This is a genomic window from Paraburkholderia azotifigens (assembly GCF_007995085.1).
GTDB lineage: Bacteria > Pseudomonadota > Gammaproteobacteria > Burkholderiales > Burkholderiaceae > Paraburkholderia > Paraburkholderia azotifigens.
In genome coordinates this window covers 2,685,600-2,705,614 of the sequence record NZ_VOQS01000001.1, presented here as the reverse complement: position 1 = coordinate 2,705,614, position 20,015 = coordinate 2,685,600, and the positions used below count along the sequence as shown (strand labels likewise).

General features: G+C 65.9%; 19 protein-coding genes. 13 read left to right on the top strand and 6 right to left on the bottom strand.

Annotated elements, in window-relative coordinates:
* Positions 1-49: 49 nt before the first annotated feature.
* The gene (locus FRZ40_RS12010) at positions 50-1,723 is read right to left on the bottom strand and encodes a GMC family oxidoreductase (RefSeq protein WP_147234230.1); all 1,674 of its coding nucleotides are present in this window, start codon (positions 1,721-1,723) and stop codon (positions 50-52) included.
* Positions 1,724-2,030: 307 nt separating this feature from the next.
* Here FRZ40_RS12010 and FRZ40_RS12005 point away from each other — a divergent pair, with 307 nt between their 5' ends.
* Both FRZ40_RS12005 and FRZ40_RS12000 read left to right on the top strand, forming a co-directional pair.
* Entirely contained in the window at positions 2,031-3,704 is a 1,674-nt protein-coding gene (locus tag FRZ40_RS12005) for an isovaleryl-CoA dehydrogenase (RefSeq protein WP_147234229.1), read from the top strand.
* A gap of 48 nt (positions 3,705-3,752) precedes the next feature.
* The gene (locus FRZ40_RS12000) at positions 3,753-5,171 is read left to right on the top strand and encodes a coniferyl aldehyde dehydrogenase (RefSeq protein ID WP_147234228.1); all 1,419 of its coding nucleotides are present in this window, start codon (positions 3,753-3,755) and stop codon (positions 5,169-5,171) included.
* A gap of 9 nt (positions 5,172-5,180) precedes the next feature.
* Here FRZ40_RS12000 and FRZ40_RS11995 read toward each other — a convergent pair whose 3' ends face one another.
* From FRZ40_RS11995 to fliE, 5 genes are all read right to left on the bottom strand, one after another.
* Complete coding sequence (locus tag FRZ40_RS11995) at positions 5,181-5,516, bottom strand: EscU/YscU/HrcU family type III secretion system export apparatus switch protein (RefSeq protein ID WP_147234227.1); 336 nt, start codon at positions 5,514-5,516, stop codon at positions 5,181-5,183.
* A complete protein-coding gene (gene fliK / locus FRZ40_RS11990; RefSeq protein WP_147234226.1) occupies positions 5,513-6,904 on the bottom strand; it encodes a flagellar hook-length control protein FliK in 1,392 nt (463 codons plus the stop codon). Before fliK ends, FRZ40_RS11995 begins: the two co-directional genes overlap by 4 nt.
* 68 nt (positions 6,905-6,972) lie before the next feature.
* Positions 6,973-7,302: a flagellar protein FliT gene (locus tag FRZ40_RS11985; RefSeq protein WP_028367388.1), complete on the bottom strand. Its 330-nt coding sequence runs from the start codon at positions 7,300-7,302 to the stop codon at positions 6,973-6,975.
* The gene (fliS, locus tag FRZ40_RS11980; protein WP_028367387.1) at positions 7,299-7,733 is read right to left on the bottom strand and encodes a flagellar export chaperone FliS; all 435 of its coding nucleotides are present in this window, start codon (positions 7,731-7,733) and stop codon (positions 7,299-7,301) included. Before fliS ends, FRZ40_RS11985 begins: the two co-directional genes overlap by 4 nt.
* 394 nt (positions 7,734-8,127) lie before the next feature.
* Positions 8,128-8,463 (bottom strand): flagellar hook-basal body complex protein FliE, encoded by a 336-nt coding sequence (gene fliE / locus FRZ40_RS11975; RefSeq protein WP_147234225.1) that lies wholly within the window; start codon positions 8,461-8,463, stop codon positions 8,128-8,130.
* 233 nt (positions 8,464-8,696) lie between these two features.
* Here fliE and fliF point away from each other — a divergent pair, with 233 nt between their 5' ends.
* From fliF to fliP, 11 genes are all read left to right on the top strand, one after another.
* Complete coding sequence (fliF, locus tag FRZ40_RS11970; RefSeq protein ID WP_147234224.1) at positions 8,697-10,481, top strand: flagellar basal-body MS-ring/collar protein FliF; 1,785 nt, start codon at positions 8,697-8,699, stop codon at positions 10,479-10,481.
* The gene (gene fliG / locus FRZ40_RS11965; RefSeq protein ID WP_028367384.1) at positions 10,471-11,466 is read left to right on the top strand and encodes a flagellar motor switch protein FliG; all 996 of its coding nucleotides are present in this window, start codon (positions 10,471-10,473) and stop codon (positions 11,464-11,466) included. The genes fliF and fliG overlap by 11 nt, the downstream gene beginning before the upstream one ends.
* On the top strand, positions 11,453-12,130 hold the full coding sequence (gene fliH / locus FRZ40_RS11960) for a flagellar assembly protein FliH (protein ID WP_028367383.1): 678 nt from the start codon (positions 11,453-11,455) through the stop codon (positions 12,128-12,130). The genes fliG and fliH overlap by 14 nt, the downstream gene beginning before the upstream one ends.
* On the top strand, positions 12,124-13,767 hold the full coding sequence (fliI, locus tag FRZ40_RS11955) for a flagellar protein export ATPase FliI (RefSeq protein ID WP_028367382.1): 1,644 nt from the start codon (positions 12,124-12,126) through the stop codon (positions 13,765-13,767). Before fliH ends, fliI begins: the two co-directional genes overlap by 7 nt.
* A gap of 16 nt (positions 13,768-13,783) precedes the next feature.
* Entirely contained in the window at positions 13,784-14,233 is a 450-nt protein-coding gene (gene fliJ / locus FRZ40_RS11950) for a flagellar export protein FliJ (protein ID WP_028367381.1), read from the top strand.
* Positions 14,234-14,297: 64 nt separating this feature from the next.
* On the top strand, positions 14,298-15,821 hold the full coding sequence (locus FRZ40_RS11945) for a flagellar hook-length control protein FliK (RefSeq protein ID WP_147234223.1): 1,524 nt from the start codon (positions 14,298-14,300) through the stop codon (positions 15,819-15,821).
* 675 nt (positions 15,822-16,496) lie between these two features.
* Positions 16,497-17,000 (top strand): flagellar basal body-associated protein FliL, encoded by a 504-nt coding sequence (gene fliL, locus FRZ40_RS11940; RefSeq protein WP_028367379.1) that lies wholly within the window; start codon positions 16,497-16,499, stop codon positions 16,998-17,000.
* 65 nt (positions 17,001-17,065) lie between these two features.
* Entirely contained in the window at positions 17,066-18,064 is a 999-nt protein-coding gene (fliM, locus tag FRZ40_RS11935) for a flagellar motor switch protein FliM (RefSeq protein ID WP_028367378.1), read from the top strand.
* Positions 18,057-18,521 carry a flagellar motor switch protein FliN gene (gene fliN, locus FRZ40_RS11930; protein ID WP_028367377.1) on the top strand — a complete coding sequence of 155 codons (465 nt, stop codon included), beginning with the start codon at positions 18,057-18,059 and terminating at the stop codon, positions 18,519-18,521. The genes fliM and fliN overlap by 8 nt, the downstream gene beginning before the upstream one ends.
* The gene (gene fliO, locus FRZ40_RS11925; RefSeq protein ID WP_147234222.1) at positions 18,518-19,147 is read left to right on the top strand and encodes a flagellar biosynthetic protein FliO; all 630 of its coding nucleotides are present in this window, start codon (positions 18,518-18,520) and stop codon (positions 19,145-19,147) included. Before fliN ends, fliO begins: the two co-directional genes overlap by 4 nt.
* Positions 19,147-20,004 carry a flagellar type III secretion system pore protein FliP gene (gene fliP, locus FRZ40_RS11920; protein WP_028367375.1) on the top strand — a complete coding sequence of 286 codons (858 nt, stop codon included), beginning with the start codon at positions 19,147-19,149 and terminating at the stop codon, positions 20,002-20,004. The genes fliO and fliP overlap by 1 nt, the downstream gene beginning before the upstream one ends.
* Positions 20,005-20,015: the final 11 nt, after the last annotated feature.

The following is a 20,015-nucleotide window of genomic DNA, read 5'->3' as shown; positions in this document are numbered from 1 at the left end:
ATCTCAGAAATGAAGCGATGAACGATTTTTGACCTTTATAGGAATACTCTTATCTTGGGTGTTGTTCTGCGTCACATCGGACCGCAGGCGCGAGTTCTCCCGCGAGGGTCGGGCTCGCGGCGCCGGCCAGGCGACGCGTGCTGGCGATGAAATCGGCGGCACGTTCGCCGATCATCACGGTGGGCGCGTTCGTGTTGCCGCCGATCAGCGTCGGCATCACGGAAGCGTCGACTACCCGCAGTCCTGTTACACCACGCACGCGCAATTGGGTGTCGACGACAGAGCGCGGGTCGCCGCCCATCCGGCACGTGGACACCGGGTGATAGATCGTGTCCGCGTGCGCGGCGATGGTCGCGCGCAATTCGGCGTCCGTCTGCCCGTGCCGCGTGTAGAGCTCGCGGCCGCCGCACAGCGCGAGCGACGGCGCATCCAGAATCCGCCGCGACAGATGCACGCCTTCGACGAGCAGATCGAGATCGCGCGGATCGCTGAGAAACGCCGGATCGATGACGGGCGCCTCGCGCGCGTCACTGCTCGCGAGCGTCACGGAGCCGCGGCTATGCGGACGCAGCACGCACACATGCAACGAGTAGCCGTGCCCCCAGTGCATCCGGCGGTTGTGATCGTCGACGAGCGCGGTGCAGAAGTGGAGTTGCAGATCGGGCCGGTCGAGCGTCGGCCGGCTCTTCAGGAAGCCGCCCGCTTCCGCGACGTTGCTCGTCAGCATGCCGCGCCCATTGCGCAGATACGAATAGAAGCCCGGCACCATCTTCGCGAAGCCGCGCAGCGAGAAACCGGTGAGTTGCGTCGACGGCACACGCTTGTTGATCGTGAAATCGACGTGATCGGTCAGATTGCGTCCGACTTCGGGCGCGTCGTGCAGCACGGGAATGCCGAACGCGCGCAGATGCGCGGCGGGACCGATGCCCGAGCACATCAGCAGTTGCGGGGAGTTGAAGGCGCCCGCCGCGAGCACGACTTCGCAGCGCGCCTCGATGATTCCCTTCACGCCGCCGCGCATCACTTCGACGCCCGTCGCGCGTTTGCCTTCGAACAGCACGCGCAGCACGGCGGCATCGGCGATGGTGTGCAGATTCGGACGCGAGCGGCCATAGATGTACGCGCGCGCCACGCTCCAGCGCTGGCCGCCGCGCTGCGTCACCTGATAGAAGCCGACACCTTCCTGCATCGGCCCATTGAAGTCGTCGTTGCGCGGAAAGCCTGCTTCGACGGCTGCCTTGACGAAGCGATGCGAAAACGGATTCTGAAAACGCAGATCCGACACGCTCAGCGGACCGTCGGCGCCGTGCAGCGCATCGGCGCCGCGCTCGTTGCATTCGGCGCGGCGAAAGTACGGCAACACGTCGTCGAACGACCAGCCGTCGCAGCCGAGACTCGCCCAGTCGTCGTAATCGAGCGGATGGCCGCGCGTGTAGACCATCGCATTGATCGCGCTCGATCCACCGTAGCCGCGTCCGCGCGGCTGATAACCGCGCCGTCCGTTCAGGCCGGGTTGCGGCGTAGTCAGATACCCGTAGTTAGTCTTGAGCTGGAACGGCACGACGGCGGCGACGCCGAGCGGCATGTTGACGAAGAGATTGCGTTCGGTATGCGGGCCCGCCTCGATGAGCACGATGGTCGCATCGGGACATTGCTCCGCAAGACGCCCGGCCAGCGAACAGCCGCCCGAACCCGCGCCGACGATGACGTAGTCGTATTGCATCCGCTCCTCCTGTTCGTGCCGCGCGTTGCTGGCGACACCTGTCTCGTGCACACTTGTCTACATGCGCTGTCTGCGCATTGTAGGGAGCGCGCGCCGATCTCGCGCCGTCTCCGTCAGAGCGATCCCTCTAAACGGAACCCGCGCCGCGCCCCTATGATGAAAGATCCCGTCCGCGCTAATTCTCGCGTGCGAGCATCGTTCAAACACGGTCTTCTGCGCGTCGCCCTCTGTTCACGAGGCTCGCGCGCTCACATAAAACAGCGGCCCGGACACTGGACGGCGCGCGTGCATCGAACGGAGACATCAGATGGAACGGTTCGGCCCCGGCATGACGCATGAAGTGACCAATCAGGTTCCGCCGCTCGCAAACTACAACCTGTTTGCAAGCGATGCCGCGCTTGCTGCTGCCGTCGAGCGCGAAGGCGCAGCGTGGCATCGCGAGACGCTCGCGCGCGACGGCGCCGCGCTGACGACACCCGACATCCTCGCACTCGCCGATCTCGCGAACCGCCACGCGCCCGAACTCGCGTCGTTCAGCCCGCGCGGCGAGCGCATCGATTCACTCGAATTCCACCCCGCATGGCATACGCTGCTCGGCCTGTTGCGCCACGAAGGACTGCACGCGCTGCCCTTCTCCCATCCGCAGCCGGGCGCGATGGTCGCGCGTTGCGCCGGGTACTTTCTGCATGCGCAACTCGAATCGGGCTCGCTGTGTCCGCTGACGATGACCTTCGCCAGCATTCCCGTGCTGCAGCGCGAACCCGCACTCTTCGCGACGCTGCGCGACAAGCTGTATTCGCGCGAACACGATCCGCGCGACCTGCCGCTCGATCAGAAGACGTCGATGATGATCGGCATGGGCATGACCGAAAAACAAGGGGGCTCCGACGTGCGCAGCAACCGCACGCAGGCGTTCGCGGCAAGCGGCAGCGGTCGCGGCGCGGGTTATCGGCTAGTCGGGCATAAATGGTTTTTCTCGGCGCCGCAGTGCGATGCTCACCTGGTTCTCGCGCGCACCGAAGATCACGAAGGCCTGTCCTGCTTCTTCGTGCCGCGCTTCGCGCCGGACGGCGGCAAGAACGCCGTGCGCATCCAGCGTCTGAAGGACAAGCTCGGCAATCGTTCGAACGCGAGCAGCGAAGTCGAGTTCTTCGACGCCTGGGGCGTGATGATCGGCGACGAAGGACGCGGCGTGCCGACCATCATCGAAATGGCGAACTACACGCGGCTCGACTGCGTGATCGGCAGCGCGGCGCTCATGCGAGCGGCGCTCGTGCAGGCGATTCACCACGCGCGCCATCGCAGCGCGTTCGGCCGGCATCTCGCAGAGCAGCCGTTGATGCGCAACGTGCTCGCCGATCTCTCGCTCGAATCGGAAGCGGCGACCGTGCTGTTCATGCGCCTCGCGCGCGCCTTCGAAGACACGACGAATGCGCCCGAAGAGCGCGCGTGGCGCCGCCTCGTCACGCCTGCGGCGAAGTACTGGGTCTGCAAACGCACGCTTGAATTCACGGGCGAAGCGATGGAAGTCTGGGGCGGCAACGGCTACGTCGAAGAAGGGCCGATGGCGCGCTTCTATCGCGAAGCCCCTGTGAACTCGATCTGGGAAGGCTCAGGCAACGTGATGTGCCTCGACGTGCTGCGTGCGATGGAACGCGAGGCCGACGCCGCGCAGTCGTTGCTCGCCGCGTGGGGCGCGCAGGCGCAAGCGCATCCCGCGCTGAACGCCGCGCTCGACCGGCTGACGAAAGCCCTGACGTCCGCGCCCGAGACGCGTGAAGCATCGGCGCGCCGCATCGCGCAGCAGATCGTGCTGATCGCGCAGGCCGTGCTGCTCGTGCAGCATGCGCCGTCGTTCGTCGCCGATGCGTTCATCGCGACGCGCCTTGGCGAAGGCTGCGGAGAAAGCGGCCGCGTGTACGGCACGCTGCCTTGCGCGTACGATCACGCGGCAATCGTCGAACGCGCCTTTACGGCCTGACCACCGCACGCGCAGCACACAAACAGAGGAACAGGGAGAGACGATCAGATGAAAAACGATCTGCCCGAGATCGCGGCACTGTCAGCGCTGTTGCGCGAGCAACGCGCTGCGTTTCTGCGTGCGCCGTATCCGTCATGGGAACAGCGCGCCGAGCATCTGAAAGCGCTGCGCGACGTGCTGCTCGACAATCGCGATGCGCTCGCGGACGCCATGCACGCCGACTTCGGCAATCGCGCGAAAGAAGAGATCCTGCTGGCTGAATTTCTGCTCATCAAAGAGGAAATAGACGGTGCGCTGCGCCACGGCAAGCGCTGGATGAAAGCGCAGCGGCGCGCGGCGAACAAATGGCTGCTGCCCGCGCGCGCGAGGGTCGTGCCGCAGCCGCTCGGCGTCGCCGGCATCATCGTGCCGTGGAACTACCCCGTGCTGCTCGCGGCCGGACCGCTGATCAGCGCGCTCGCGGCGGGCAATCGCGCAATCATCAAGATGTCGGAGCTGACGCCGCGCACGTCGATGCTGTTCGAGCAGCTGATTTCACAGACCTTCTCGCGCGATCATGTTGCCGTCGTCAATGGCGATGCAGCGCTTGCGGCCGCCTTCGGCGCGCAACCGTTCGATCATCTGCTGTTCACCGGTTCGACAAAAGTGGGCCGCGACGTGATGCGCGCCGCCGCCGAACATCTGACGCCCGTCACGCTCGAACTCGGCGGCAAGTCACCCGCGATCGTCGGCCCGCAGGCGCGCTTCGACTACGCCGTCGACAGCATCGTCGCGGGCAAGACGCTCAACGCGGGACAGACCTGCGTCGCGCCCGACTATGTACTCGTGCCGCGCGGCAAGGAGCAGGCGTTCATCGAGCGGGCGCGGACGCGCATGGCGCGTCTCTATCCCAATTTCGCGCGCAACACCGATTACACGTCGATCATTTCGCCGCGCCATTTCGCGCGCCTGCAGCGTCTTGCGGATGAAGCGCGCGAACAGGGCGCGCAGCTGCACGCGCTGACGGACGCCGCGCCCGATGCCGCCGCACGCCGCTTTCCGCTGATCGCCGTGACGGATGCCCCGGACTCGGTGACGCTGATGCAGGAGGAAATCTTCGGGCCCTTGCTGCCCGTGATTCCCTACGACTCGCTCGACGACGCGATCGCCTGGGTCAACGCGCGCCCGCGCCCGTTGTCGCTGTATCTGTACGACGAGGACAAGGCCACGATCGCGCGCGTTACGCACGAAACGATCGCGGGCGGCATGGCTGTCAACGAAACGCTGATGCATCTCGCGTGCGAGAGCCTGCCGTTCGGCGGCGTCGGCGCGAGCGGCATGGGTGCGTATCACGGCTATGAAGGCTTCGTCACGTTCTCGAAGATGAAGCCGGTGCTGACGCAGGCGCGCTTCAATGCGCGCGGTCTGATCGCGCCGCCTTACGGACGGCGCGTGCGGGCGCTGCTTGCCCTGATGCTGCGTTTCTGACCTGGAGCGTCAAAGCTCGCTGGAGACGCCGGGCGCTGGCGGGGACACGACGACGTCGGTGACGGGCGGATCGTCGGCGGCACCGCTTTCCAGCCGATGCAGCCACGCGAGCAGTTCCGCGACAGCCTGATACAGCCGCGGCGGAATGCGCGAGTCGAGATCGACCTGCATCAGCAGCGACACCATTTCGGGCGATTCGTGCACGTACAGGCCCGCTTCCTTCGCGCGCTGCACGATCATGTCGGCGACCAGCCCGTAGCCCTTGGCGATGACGCGCGGCGCCTCGTCCTGACCGTGCGAGTCGTAGACCAGCGCCGCCGCGCTCCTGCGGTGCGTGCGGCTCATTGCATGTCCCAGTCGAAATCGTCGTGGCCGGCGTCGTGCTGCGCGGGCTTGTCCGCGGTCGAGCGCGCATATGCCGAAGCGGCCGCCGCAGCCGCAGCCGCCGACGCCCCGCCCGGCGGCATGCTTCCGCCGATCTCGCGAATCGACAGGCCGCTCAATTCGATGCCCGCCTGCGCGAGCCGCTGGCGGAAAGTCTCGCCCTGCGCGGCGAGCCGCGCCGCGCCGCCCGGACTCGCCTGCACGCGTGCGGACAGACGCGTGCCCGTCAGCGTGAGTTCGGCGTCGACGGTGCCGAGCGACGGCAGCGACAGCGTGAGGCGCGTGCGCCACGGATACTCGTCGTCGGCGGAGGCGGCGCCATTGCCGCTGCGCCGCCATTCGTCGCCGTCCTGCTCGATGGTCCAGTCGAGACGCGCGCCCGGCCACGCTTCGCCCGTCCAGCGGAATTGCCCCGTCGCGAGCAGGTCGAGCTGCTGGCGCACGAGGGGAATCGTCGCGGGGTGCAGCGAAGCCTGCATCGATTGCTGCTGCGGTGTGTTCGGATCGTCGATGCCTGCCGCGTGGCTCGTGGCCGCCTGCTGCGGCACGTGCATGGGATCGGCGGGCATCTCGATGATGTCGTGCGTCGCGAGATCGAAGGTCGTGAAGCGCGCCGACTGGTTATGCGGCCCTTGCGGTCCTTCCGGCTCGCCGCGCGCGGCGGCGACGGCGGCCGCGAAGGCCGCGGCCCCCGTGTTGCCCGACGGACGGCCTTGCGTCCACGCATTCGCGTCGTCGGCGTCGTGGCCGGCGTCGGGCGGCAACGGCAACGCGGCATCGGCGAGACGATTCTGCGCCTCGCCTGCGAGCGACTCGACGGGCCGCTGGCCCGACAGCCATTGCGCCAGATGCGATTCGTAGAAGAGTCCGCTCTCGTCGACGGTGCGTTGGAGCGCGGCCGCCAGCTCGGCGACGGGCAAAGGCGCGGCGACGATGTTCGACGCCGCGCCCGATCCCTGCGCCGCGCTCGCGCCGCTTGCACTTTGTGAAGGCGCGTTGCCCGAAGCCGCCGCCTGCGACGCGTTCGCGCCCGTATCGACGACCAGCAGCGGCGCGATATCGATCGCGGGCGCGGCGGGCCACACGGGCATTTGCCCGACCAGCGCGGGCGTCGCTTCGCCGCCGTAACGCGTGATGGCGTCGAGCGTCAGCGCAACGGCCGACAGCGCGGTCTGCGCGGATGCGGGCAATGAAGCGGGCGTCGCCGGAATGGGCGATACGGGCGGGGTCTTGACGTTAAGCGAGGCGTCCGCCTGCGAGGCGGTGGCGCCGGCGCGCGCACCGACGGGAAGAAGGCTGTCGATGCGGCTAGCCAGCAGTGCAGCCACAGCCGTGTCGATTCCGTTCATGCCCGCTTCCTCTCGCGCATTGACGCTGCGTGGCCGCTAGCGGCTCGTATGAAACTGTGTGAAAGCGCTCAGCGCGCCTGGTAAAGTTCTGTCAGCACGATGGCCGGGCGGCCCGGCGCAAACAGCGCCTGCAGCTTGGCCATGCGCGGGTTCGCGAGATCGCGGACCGTCGCGTCGTTCGCGAGGATCTGCCGGATCAGGTCGAATTTGCGGGCGCGCTCGTCATCGGACAGGCGCGCGCCGTTCTCAGCGTGTTTCAGCGCGTCGACGAGATGCCGGTACTCGTCCTGCAACAGGACGAGATCGTTCCAAAGCGCGTTTCGCGCTGCCATCACCATCCGGACTGAAATCGCTGCGATCGCCTCGTAGCGGGCGAAATACTCTGCGTTCGAACTCATCTCATGCTTTCCGCGGACGACTGCATCGCCATCCGCGCAATCTCCGGCGCGATTCCAATCCAGGCTTCCTCGAGCGTAGACAGCAGCCCGTCGACTTCGACGAGCATCGCCTCGCTCTGCTTGAGGTTCGCCTCGAGCAGCCGCCGCGTCATATAGCTATAGAGCGCGTCGAGACGCTCCGCGATTTCGCCACCGGCGTCGAGGTTGAGCGCCTGCTGCAACCCGTCGCCGATGATCTGAATGGCCTTGCCGATCGACTCGCCGCGGGCCGCAATGTCGCCTTGCTGCAGATGCATACGCGCCTGCGCAACGGCCTTGCGCGCCCCCTGGTACAACATCACGATCAGGCGATGGGGGCTTGCACCCATCACCCCTGTCTCCACGCCGACGCGAGCGTAGGCATTGGCTCCAGAGTGTCCCGGGGAAAACATCGGCGCTCCTCCTGTATTGCAGATGACGGTCGGACTAACAGCGGACGGCCTGCCGGGACGCTGCGTCACCTTGCCGCGCGCTTCCCAGCCAGCCCTTGTAACAAGGTTATCGGTTCATACGAATAAAGCTTTAGCCCGCTGGAAGGAAGCGTCAGCAATGCGCCGCTGCGCCGCGCGCCGCGTGGGTTTGCCGCGAGCGGCAGGCCGTTGCACCGGCGAAGCGCATGCAAGAAAGTCCGGGAAACCTCGACGCAGGGCTCGCTGGAAGCCAGCAGCGCCGTCCAGCGAAGCCGCCGCGCGTATGGCGGCGATGCGCCCCGCATAGACCGCGCGCCGCCGCCGAGAGGAGCGGCGCCATGCACGCGGACGCCCGTGGCGCGCTTCGCCGAAGGCGTCAGACGGCCATCTGCATGATGTCGTTGTAGGCCGACACCAGCTTGTTGCGCACCTGCAGGCCGAACTGGAAGCCGACGTTGGCCTTCTGCATGTCGACCATCACATCGTTCAGGGACACGTTCGGCGCGCCGAGTTCGAATGCGTGGGCTTCGCCGATCGCGCTCTTCTGGTCGCCGCTGATCTTGTCGATCGACGCCTTCAGCGCCGAAGCGAAGCCGCCTGCCGTGGCGGCGCCGGATTCGTTGGCCGCACGGGCGCTGCCGCCCGTGGCCTGGGCTGCCATCGCCTGCATCTGTTGCAGGGCCGACTGGAGCGGATTGATGGGCGAAGTCATGTTCTCTCCTGAGTGAGATGCAGGCGAGCGTTCGCGCCATGCACCGATTGGACAGGAAGCATAGCAGCGGCCCTTTTCCGAAAGCCGTGAAAGTAAGGGGGAAACTCCCCGCTATTCGGCGCATCGGGTTGCCTGCCCATGCGGATAATCCCTAGCGTGAAAGTCTCTGTCGACAGGCGTGGTAAGGCGCCGTAAGCGACAGAACGCAAAAGGATTCCGGAGAAACCCGACGCATGGATTCGTCAGCCAACTCTTTAATGACCCCCGACGCCCGCATGGGCCTCGCCGGCGCGCAGCCGGGCGCAGCGGGAGCCGCCCAGGCGGGCGCAGCGGGCCTCGACCTCGGCGGCACGGGCAACGGCTTTGCCTCGCGCTTCCCCGGTCTGCCCGCTTCGCTGACGCAGATGCGCGGCAATCCACGCGCGCCGCTGATCTTCGCCGTCGCGGTACTGGTCGCCGTCGTCGCGGGCCTGATTCTCTGGTCGCGCTCGCCTGACTACAAGGTGCTGTACAGCAACGTCTCCGATCAGGACGGCGGCGCAATCGTTGCCGCGCTCCAGCAGGCAAACGTTCCCTACAAGTTCTCCGATGCCGGCGGCGCAATCCTGATCCCTGCCGACCAGGTGCACGAGATGCGTCTGCGCCTCGCGTCGCAGGGGCTGCCGAAGAGCGGCTCGGTCGGCTTCGAACTGATGGACAACCAGAAGTTCGGCATCAGCCAGTTCGCCGAGCAGATCAACTACCAGCGTGCGCTGGAAGGCGAACTGCAACGCACGATCGAGTCCATTTCGACGGTGAAGTCCGCGCGCGTCCATCTGGCGATTCCCAAGCCGACCGTGTTCGTGCGCGACCGCGAAGCGCCGTCGGCGTCCGTGCTCGTGAATCTGTATCCCGGCCGCATGCTCGACGAAGGCCAGGTCGTGGCGATAACGCATATGGTCGCGTCCGCCGTGCCCGACATGCCCGTGCGCGGCGTGACGATCGTCGACCAGGACGGCAACCTGCTCACGCAGGCGGGCACGAACGGCGCCGGCCTCGACGCGACGCAGCTCAAGTACGTGCAGCAGATCGAGCGCAACACGCAGCAGCGCATCGACGCGATCCTCGGACCGATGTTCGGCTCGGGCAACGCGCATTCGTCGGTGAGCGCGGACATCGATTTCTCGAAGCACGAGCAAACCTCGGAGCGGTATGCCCCGAACAACGATCCGCAGCAGGCCGCCATTCGCAGCCAGCAGACCAGCACGGCTACCGAAATGTCGCAGAGCGGCGCCTCGGGCGTGCCGGGCGCGCTGTCGAACCAGCCGCCGCAGCCGGCGTCCGCACCGATCACGGCGAGCGCGAACGGCGCGAGCGGCGCGACGACGACGCCGATCAGCGACCATAAGGACTCGACCACCAACTACGAGCTGAGCAAGACCGTGAGCCATACGGAGCAGGCGGTCGGCGGCATCAAGCGCCTGTCGGTGGCCGTGGTGGTGAACTACATGCGTGTCGTCGACGCGAAGGGTCACGCGACGATGCAGCCCATCTCCGCCGACAAGCTCACGCAGGTGGAGCAACTGGTCAAGGAAGCGATGGGCTACGACCAGGCGCGCGGCGACACGGTCAAGGTGATGAGCAGCGCGTTCCAGCAGATCGCGGACCCGGATGCCGACCTGCCGTGGTGGCGCACGAAGGACATGATCGCGATGTACAAGCAGATCGCGACGTACGCGGGCATCGGCCTCGTCGCCCTGTTCCTCTACTTCGTGATGGTGAAGCCGGCCCTGCGCCGCGCGTTCCCGCCGCCGCCGGAAGTCGTCGCCGCGCTGCCGTCGCCGGACGAACCGGTGCTCGACGGCCTGCCGAGCGCGGCAGCCGTGGCAGCGGAAGAAGAAGTCGAAGGCAGCCTCGTCGCACTCGAAAGCGACAAGGCCAAATATGAGCGGAACCTCGAATATGCGCGTCAGATCGCGCGTCAGGATCCGAAGATCGTTGCAACCGTCGTGAAGAGCTGGGTGTCCGATGAGCACTGAAGGCGTATTGAAGAGCGCGCTCCTGCTGATGTCGATCGGCGAGGAAGAGGCGGCTCAGGTATTCAAGTTTCTGGGACCGCGCGAGGTCCAGAAGATCGGCGTCGCGATGGCGTCGCTGAAGAACATCACGCGCGAACAGATCGACGAAGTGCTGCACGAGTTCGTCTCCGAGGCGGACAAGCACACGGCCCTCTCGCTCGATTCGAACGATTACATCCGTTCCGTGCTGACGAAGGCGCTCGGCGACGACAAGGCGGGTGCGATCATCGACCGTATCCTGCAAGGCAGCGATACGAGCGGTATCGAGGGTCTGAAGTGGATGGATTCGGCCGCCGTCGCCGAACTCATCAAGAACGAGCACCCGCAGATCATCGCGACGATCCTCGTGCACCTGGACCGCGATCAGGCGTCGGAAATCGTCGCCTGCTTCACGGAACGTCTGCGCAACGACGTGCTGCTGCGGATCGCGACGCTCGACGGCATTCAGCCCGCCGCGCTGCGCGAACTCGACGACGTGCTGACGGGCCTGCTGTCGGGCAGCGACAACCTGAAGCGCAGCCCGATGGGCGGCATTCGCACGGCGGCGGAAATCCTCAACTTCCTGTCGGGCAACCACGAAGAGTCGGTCATCGACAACGTCCGCCAGTACGACGCGGAACTCGCGCAGAAGATCATCGACCAGATGTTCGTGTTCGACAACCTGATCGACCTGGAAGACCGCGCGATCCAGCTGCTGCTGAAGGAAGTCGAGTCGGAGACGCTGATCATCTCGCTGAAGGGCGCGCAGCCCGCGCTGCGCCAGAAGTTCCTGTCGAACATGTCGCAGCGTGCAGCCGAGCTGCTCGCGGAAGACCTCGACGCACGCGGCCCGGTCCGTGTGTCGGAAGTGGAAACGCAACAGCGCAAGATCCTCCAGGTCGTGCGCAATCTCGCCGAATCGGGAGCAATCGTGATCGGCGGCAAGGCAGAAGATGCATATGTCTGACCACGACTCCACGCGCAAGGAAAGCCTCTCGGCCTACCAGCGCTGGGAGATGGCCTCGTTCGACCCGGTGCCGGAACCCGAGCCCGAAGTCGACGACGGCGCGTTCGAAGCCGAACTGCAGCGCCTGCGCGATGCCGCGCACGCGCAGGGCGTCGCGTCCGGTCACGTGGCCGGCCAGGCGCTCGGCTATCAGGCCGGCTACGAGCAGGGCCGCGCACAGGGCTTCGAGCAGGGTCAGGCGGAAGCACGCGCGGAAGCGGCGCAGCTCGCCGCACTCGCCGAAACGTTCAAGGCCGCGCTCGACAACGCGCAGCACGAACTGTCGGAAACGATCGTCGCGCTCGCGCTCGACATCGCGCAACAAGTCGTACGCCAGCACGTCCAGCACGATCCGACGGCGCTCATCGCCGCCGCGCGTGAAGTGATGGCGACAGAACCGGCGCTGGTCGGCGCGCCCGCTCTGATCGTGAGTCCTGCCGATCTGCCCGTCGTCGAAGCGTATCTGCTGGAAGAACTGCAGACGCGCGGCTGGAACGTGCGCACCGACCCCGCGATCGAACGCGGCGGCTGCCGCGCCGTGTCCACGACGGGCGAAGTGGACGCCGGCATCGGCACGCGCTGGGAGCGCGTCACCGCTGCGCTCGGCAAGGCAAGCACATGGTAAAGCCGACCATCGAAGACATTCAGCATAGCGACCTCACGCCGCTCGAACGCGAACTGGCGCTGGCGTCGTTCGGCGCGGAAGCGCTCACCGTCGCCCAGATGGAAGAGTCGCTCGCGGCATTGGAATCCGCGATTTCGGAAGCCCACGCGGGCGCCGACGCGAAGCCGTCCAGCGAAACCCGGGCGAGCGCGCCGCACCCCGAAGCCGCGCCCGCGAGCCGCGATTCGGCGCCGCCGCCCAGGCGCACGCCCGATCCCGCGCTGCTCGACAATCCGCATCTGCAGGCATGGCGCAACCGCCTCACGGGTCTGCGCGAGCGCAACCAGATCGCCCGTCCGCTGCGCGCGTGCGGACGTCTGACGCGCGCCGCCGGTCTCGTGCTCGAAGCCGTCGGCCTGCGTCTCGCCGTCGGCTCGGAAGTGATGATCGAGTTGCCGCCCGGCAGCACGCGCACGATGGCGGAAGCCGAAGTGGTCGGCTTTCACGGCGACAAGCTGTTTCTGATGCCGACGACGGAAGTCGCCGGTCTGCTGCCCGGCGCGCGCGTCTATCCGCTGGAAGTCGCGCCTATCGCCGACCCCATGGCGGGCGCGAAGCGTCTGCCCGTCGGCTGGGAACTGCTCGGCCGCGTGGTCGACGCATCGGGCAAGCCGCTCGACGGCTTCGGTCCGCTCAACTCGCGCAACGACGCACCGCTCACGGCGCCGACCATCAACCCGCTGCATCGCGAGCCGATTCACAAGGTGCTCGACGTAGGCGTGCGCGCGATCAACGCGCTGCTCACCGTCGGACGCGGCCAGCGCATGGGGCTGTTCGCGGGTTCGGGCGTCGGTAAATCGGTGCTGCTCGGCACGATGGCGCGCTACACCAGCGCGGAAGTAATCGTGATCGGCCTGATCGGCGAACGCGGCCGCGAAGTGAAGGAATTCATCGAGCAGATTCTCGGCGAGGAAGGTCTCGCGCGCTCGGTCGTGGTGGCCGCGCCCGCCGACGTGTCGCCGCTCTTGCGCATGCAGGGTGCCGCCTACGCGACCTCGCTCGCCGAATATTTCCGCGATCAGGGCAAGCATGTGCTGCTGCTGATGGACTCGCTCACGCGTTACGCGATGGCGCAGCGCGAGATCGCGCTCGCAATCGGCGAACCGCCCGCGACCAAGGGCTATCCGCCTTCCGTGTTCGCCAAGCTGCCCGCGCTCGTCGAGCGCACTGGCAATGGTCCTGAAGGCGGCGGCTCGATCACCGCGTTCTATACGGTGCTGACGGAAGGCGACGACCAGCAGGACCCGATCGCCGACTCGGCGCGCGCGATTCTCGACGGCCACATCGTGCTGTCGCGCGCGCTCGCCGAAGCGGGTCACTATCCCGCCATCGACATCGAAGCATCGATCAGCCGGGCGATGACGGCGCTGATCAACGACGCGCATCTCGACCGCACGCGCCAGTTCAAGCAGATGCTGTCGCGCTACCAGCGCAACCGCGACCTGATCAACGTCGGCGCGTATTCGGCGGGACGCGACGCAGTGCTCGACAAGGCCATCGCGCTGTATCCGCGCATGGAAGCATTCCTGCAGCAAGGTTTTCGCGAAAGCGCCGGCTTCGATGCCAGCGTGGCGCACCTCGACTCGCTGTTCGGCTAGGAGGTAACAGACGCTTATGAGCAAGCACTTCCCGATCAAGACGCTGATTGGCCTCGCGCAGGACGACGTCGACGCCGCCGCGCGCAAGCTCGGCCGCGTGCAGCGCGAGCGCAACGAAGTCGAAGCGCAGCTGAACTCGCTCGTCGCGTACCGCGACGAATATCACCGCCGCTTCACCGAAACGGCCAAGGCGGGCATGCCTGCCGGCAACATGCGCAACTTTCAGGCGTTCATCGATACGCTCGACGCCGCCATCGACCAGCAGCGCCAGTTGCTGGCCACGGCGGAGGCGCGCGTCGAAGCGGCCAAGCCGGAATGGCAGCGCAGCAAGCAGAAGCTCGGCTCTTACGAAGTACTGGAAGCACGCGGCATCGCCGCCGAAGCCAAGGTCGCGGCGCGCCGCGATCAACGGGACGCCGACGAATTCGGCGCACGAATTCTCCGGATGCGCGCAGAAGGCGCGTGACCACGCCGCCTGCCGCACACGATGCGGCGCGCATCGGGACTGACACGACCACACGAGATCCAGCATGTCGCCTCTTTCACTGATCAACTCGCTGCTTGGCTCGACGGGCGGCTCATCGGGCAGCAGTTCGTCGAACGGCGCGAGCGCCGGCAGCGCGCTGCCGTTCTCAGCCACGCTGCAGCAAAGCATCAACGCGCAGAATCAGGCCGCCGCGCCCGCACCGAGCACGCCTGCGCCGACGCCGTCGCCATCGGCGTCGGCATCGGCATCGGCATCGAACGGTTCGAGCGTGCACGACGCACCGCCCGCCGACGATTCGTCGAACAGCACGAGCGCCTCGGACAGCTCGAACAGCACCGACAGCACGAAGTCCGCGAGCCAGAGCGACAGCACGCAGCAAAGCGGCGCGGCGAACGGCGCCGACAGTGCGAACGGCACGAGCGGCAAGGACAAGACCGATACGGCTTCGAAGCCAAACGACGCCGCGCCGACCAAGGGCGCCGCCGCCGCTGAGACGGCAGCCGCCGCAGCGGCAGCCGCTGCCGCCGCACAGGCGCAAGCCCAGGCAAGCGATGCCGCCGACGCCGCGAATGCAACGACGCAGTCCGGCACACCGGCTCCGGCCGATGTGGTCGGCAACACGACCACGCCCGTGATCCAGACGCCGTCGAAGAAAATCGCATCGCTCGATCCGAAACAGACGCAAGACGCGTTGCAGGCTGCCTTCGCCGCACTGGCGAGCGGCCAGGGCGTGGCGCCCGCAGCGGCCGCGACGGCATCGGCGAGTTCGAGCGGCGCGGCCGTCACCGATGACGCGACGCTCGGCGGCCGCAGCGCGGGCGCGGGCAAGGGCCTGACGCTTGGCGACCTGCACGCCGCGAAGGGCGATGCATCGACGGCGAACGCCGCTGCAGCCACCACGCCTGCCGCTGGCGCAGCCGCGCAGCCGAGCCCGGCAGAAACGCTGGCCGCAGCCGCTGCGGGCGCGAATGCCGCGCAGACAGCGCCCGCGCCCGCCGCCACTGCCGACACCAACGCCGCGCTTGCCGCGACCCAGGCTGCATCGGCGGCGGCTGCCGCGAGCGCGACGACGGCCGCGACGCAGGTCTCCAATCCGGCAACAGCCGCGATGGCCAACGCGATCGCACCGCAAGTGGGCGCACACGACTGGGAAGACGCCTTCAGCCAGAAGGTCGTGTTCCTCACCAACGCGCATCAGCAGACAGCGGAACTCACGCTCAACCCGCGCGACCTCGGCCCGCTACAGGTCGTCCTCCAGGTTGCCGATAACCATGCACATGCCCTTTTTGTTTCGCAGCATCAGCAGGTGCGCGACGCGGTCGAAGCCGCGCTGCCGAAACTGCGCGAAGCGATGGAACAAGGCGGCATCGGGTTGGGAAGCGCGAGCGTCAGCGACGGTTTTGCCCGGCAAACCAGCCAGCAGAGCCAGGACCAGAGCGGCGGCTCTCGTAGCGGGCGCGGCGGCGGGGGCCGCGGTGATGTGGGTGTCGATGTCGCGGACGCTGGCGCGACGACGGTGCGGGTGCCCGTGCGGCGCACGGTTGGGCTTGTCGATACGTTTGCCTGATCTTTGATGCTGGGCGCATGGCCCATCGGTGCGTTGTTGCTTCTGCGGGCATCCGCTCTATGGGTTTGGTTTATTAGCGTTGCCCCTGTGCGGGGCGGCAGTTACTTTCTTTGCCGCCGCAAAGAAAGTAACCAAAGAAAGCGGCTTCAAAACTCCGGTCCCTGCCAGGTTCGCACTACGGCATGCCGCAGTCGAGCTGTCGCGCCGCAACGCGAACACTCCGTAGAAAGCCCGAAATCAGGCGCGCGCGGCGTGAAAAATTACACCTGATTAGGGCACATGGGTCGGCCTGGTTTTGCGGCGGTATGTGCTTCAAAGTTGTGTGGTGTTTTCGCGCCGTGCACGGTTGACTGCGGGCTTTCTACAGGGTCTTCGCGGCGCGGCGCGATAGCTCGACTGCGGCATGCCGCGGCGGTGTGCTGGCGGGCACCGGAGTTTTGAAGCGGCTTTCTTTGGTTACTTTCTTTGCCGCGGCAAAGAAAGTAACTGCCGCCCCGCACAGGGGCAACGCGTGAAAAGCGAAAACGCATCGCGGATGCCAGCGTAAGCCAGACAAAACAAACCCGCCCCGGCAGGCAAATAAACGAGCTAAACCTGAATTTCCCTTCTTTTCGACCCATCGCTGCATCGCAAGAAACCTGAAAATTCACCTACAGCATTGAGGCAATCAATTCCATGGCATCCACGACCGCAAACCAGCAAGCAACTGCGAAGCCCTCTTCCCCGGGCCTCGTCAAGCGCATTGTGTTGATCCTGCTGATCGTACTGGTCGCGGCCGGCGCAGCCGGTGCAGGCGTCTGGTTCTTCATGTCGAAGCGCGCGCCCGCCGCCGCGACGGCTGCTGCGCCCGCTCCCGCCCCCGCGCCCATCTTCTTCCCGCTCGAATCGATGACGGTGAACCTGCAGTCGGACGACGGCCAGCAGCACTATCTGCGCATCGGTCTGACGCTGAAGCTGACCGACCAGAAGGTGCAGGAACATTTGACCGAGCACATGCCTGAGATCCGCAGCCGCGTGCTGCTCGCGCTGTCGAACAAGCATCCCGAGGAACTCGCGACGCTCGACGGCAAGAAAGCACTCGCTACGGAACTCGAAAAGCTGATCGAAGAGCCGACTGAGGCCAACGGTCAACCGGTGCACGTCTCCGACGTGCTGTTCACCGAATTCGTCGTCCAGTAACCGCGCCTTGCGCTCACTGATTTGATCTTGAACCCCGCCATCGAAGGGACGCACGAGGAATAGGAATGGGCCACGAAGAGTTCATGTCCCAGGAGGAGGTCGATGCCCTTCTCAAGGGCGTCACCGGCGAGTCCGACTCGCAATCCGACCAGTCCGATCGTGCCGGCGTCCGCCCGTACAACATCGCGACGCAGGAGCGCATCGTTCGCGGCCGGATGCCCGGCCTCGAAATCATCAACGACCGTTTCGCGCGACTGTTGCGCGTCGGCATTTTCAACTTCATGCGGCGCACGGCGGAAATTTCCGTCGGCCCGGTGAAGGTGCAGAAGTACAGCGAATTCACGCGCAACCTGCCGATCCCGACGAACCTGAACCTCGTCCACGTGAAGCCTCTGCGCGGCACGTCGCTGTTCGTGTTCGATCCGAACCTCGTGTTCTTCGTGGTCGACAACCTGTTCGGCGGCGACGGGCGTTTCCATACGCGCGTCGAAGGCCGCGACTTCACGCAGACCGAGCAGCGCATCATCAGCAAGCTGCTCGGCCTCGTGTTCGAGCACTACACGACGGCATGGAAGAGCGTGCGTCCGCTGTCGTTCGAATACGTGCGTTCGGAGATGCACACGCAGTTCGCAAACGTTGCAACGCCGAACGAAATCGTGATCGTCACGCAGTTCTCGATCGAATTCGGCCCGACGGGCGGCACGCTGCATATCTGCATGCCGTACTCGATGATCGAGCCGATCCGCGACGTGCTCTCTTCGCCGATCCAGGGCGAAGCGCTCGAAGTGGACCGCCGCTGGGTGCGCGTGCTGTCGCAGCAGGTGCAGGCAGCCGAAGTGGAACTGACGGCGGATCTCGCGCAGATCCCCGTGACATTCCAGGAGATTCTCAACATGAAGGCGGGCGACGTGCTGCCCATCAACATTCCGGAGCACATCACCGCGAAAGTCGATGGCGTGCCCGTGATGGAATGCGGCTACGGAATTTTCAATGGTCAATACGCATTGCGCGTGCAGAAGATGATCAGCGCAGCGGAACAGATGAAGGAAGCGGGATATGACTGAGTTGAACTCGACACCCGAAATGGACATGCCGGAAGAATCGAAAGTGAATGATCCCATGCCTGGCTCAGGCGCCGACGAAGCAGCGCTCGACGATTGGGCGAGCGCGCTCGCCGAACAGAACGACAACTCGGCCGTCAGCGCAAGCACGGCGGGCGTGTTCCAGCCGCTGTCGAAGGTCGAGCCGGCCACGACGCGCAACGACATCGACATGATTCTGGACATCCCTGTTCAGATGACGGTCGAACTGGGCCGCACGAAAATTGCTATCCGCAATCTGCTGCAGCTTGCGCAGGGTTCCGTCGTCGAGCTGGATGGTCTCGCCGGCGAGCCGATGGACGTGCTCGTGAACGGCTGCCTGATTGCACAAGGCGAAGTGGTCGTCGTGAACGACAAGTTCGGTATCCGTCTGACCGACATCATCACGCCGTCCGAGCGCATCCGGAAACTGAACCGATGAAATACGCTGTACTTCGGGCCGCGATTCACGGGAGCGGCCAGCCGCTTCCGCGACGCGCCCGTGTCATGTCGACGGTCGCGCATGCAGTGTCGACCACTGCGTTCGCACTGTGCGCAAATCTTGCGCACGCCGCCGACATGAATGCCGTCAACAATGCCGCGAAGATCGCCTCGGGCGTCGGCGCGGGGACGGCGGTACCGGCGCTCGGCGTCGGCGCCGTGCTGCAGACGATCGTCGGCCTCGCCGTCGTGATCGGCCTCGTGTTCGGCTTTGCCTGGCTTGCGCGCCGCTTCGGTTTGCAGCCCGGCCATCGTGGCGGGGTCGTGAAGACGATCGGCGGCACGTCGCTCGGCGGCAAGGAACGCGTGGCCGTCGTCGAAGTCGGCGACACGTGGCTCGTGCTGGGCGCAGCGCCCGGCAACGTGCGCCTGTTACATACGATGCCCGCTGGCTCGACCAAGGGCGCCTCTTCCTTCACCGGCACGCCCACGGCGCCCGGCACACCCGGCGCCAATCCTGCCGGCGGCCCCGTCGAATTGAGCGGCACCTTCGGACAACGCTTTCGCGACGCGCTCAAACACGAAGCGGCCAAACGTTTCCAGCGACGCGACAGCGGAGAACAGTAATGCAGTACGACCGATCTGACGCGCAGCGCGGTGGCGCTGTGATTTCCCACGCCCTGTCTCATGCCTCTACGAAAACTTCCGTTTCGATGAAGAAGCGCATCCTGAAGGGTGTCGCGATTGCCGCGCCGCTCGCCGTACCCGCGTTGATGCTCGTCATGCCGACGCTCTCGCATGCGCAGGCGGCCGGCCTGCCCGCATTCAACACGAGCCCGGGCCCGAATGGCGGCACGACATACTCGCTGAGCGTGCAGACGATGCTGCTGCTCACGATGCTGTCGTTCCTGCCAGCAATGGTGCTGATGATGACGAGCTTCACGCGCATCATCATCGTGCTGTCGCTGCTGCGTCAGGCGATCGGCACGCCGACCACGCCGCCCAACCAGGTGCTGGTCGGACTCGCGCTGTTCCTTACGCTGTTCGTGATGTCGCCCGTGCTCGACAAGGCGTATAACGATGGTTACAAGCCCTTCTCCGAAGGCACGATCCAGATGGACGAAGCGGTGAAGCGCGGCGTCGCGCCGTTCAAGGCGTTCATGCTGAAGCAGACACGCGAAAGCGATCTCGCGCTGTTCGCGCGCATTTCGCACGCCGCGCCGATGCAGGGCCCGGAAGACGTGCCGCTGTCGCTGCTGGTGCCGTCGTTCGTGACGAGCGAGCTGAAGACTGGCTTCCAGATCGGCTTCACCGTGTTCATTCCGTTTGTGATCATTGACATGGTGGTAGCGAGCGTGCTGATGTCGATGGGCATGATGATGATTTCGCCCGCGACCATTTCGCTGCCCTTCAAGCTGATGCTGTTCGTGCTGGTCGACGGCTGGCAGCTGATCGTCGGTTCGCTCGCGCAGAGCTTCGTTTAAGTCCAGCATCG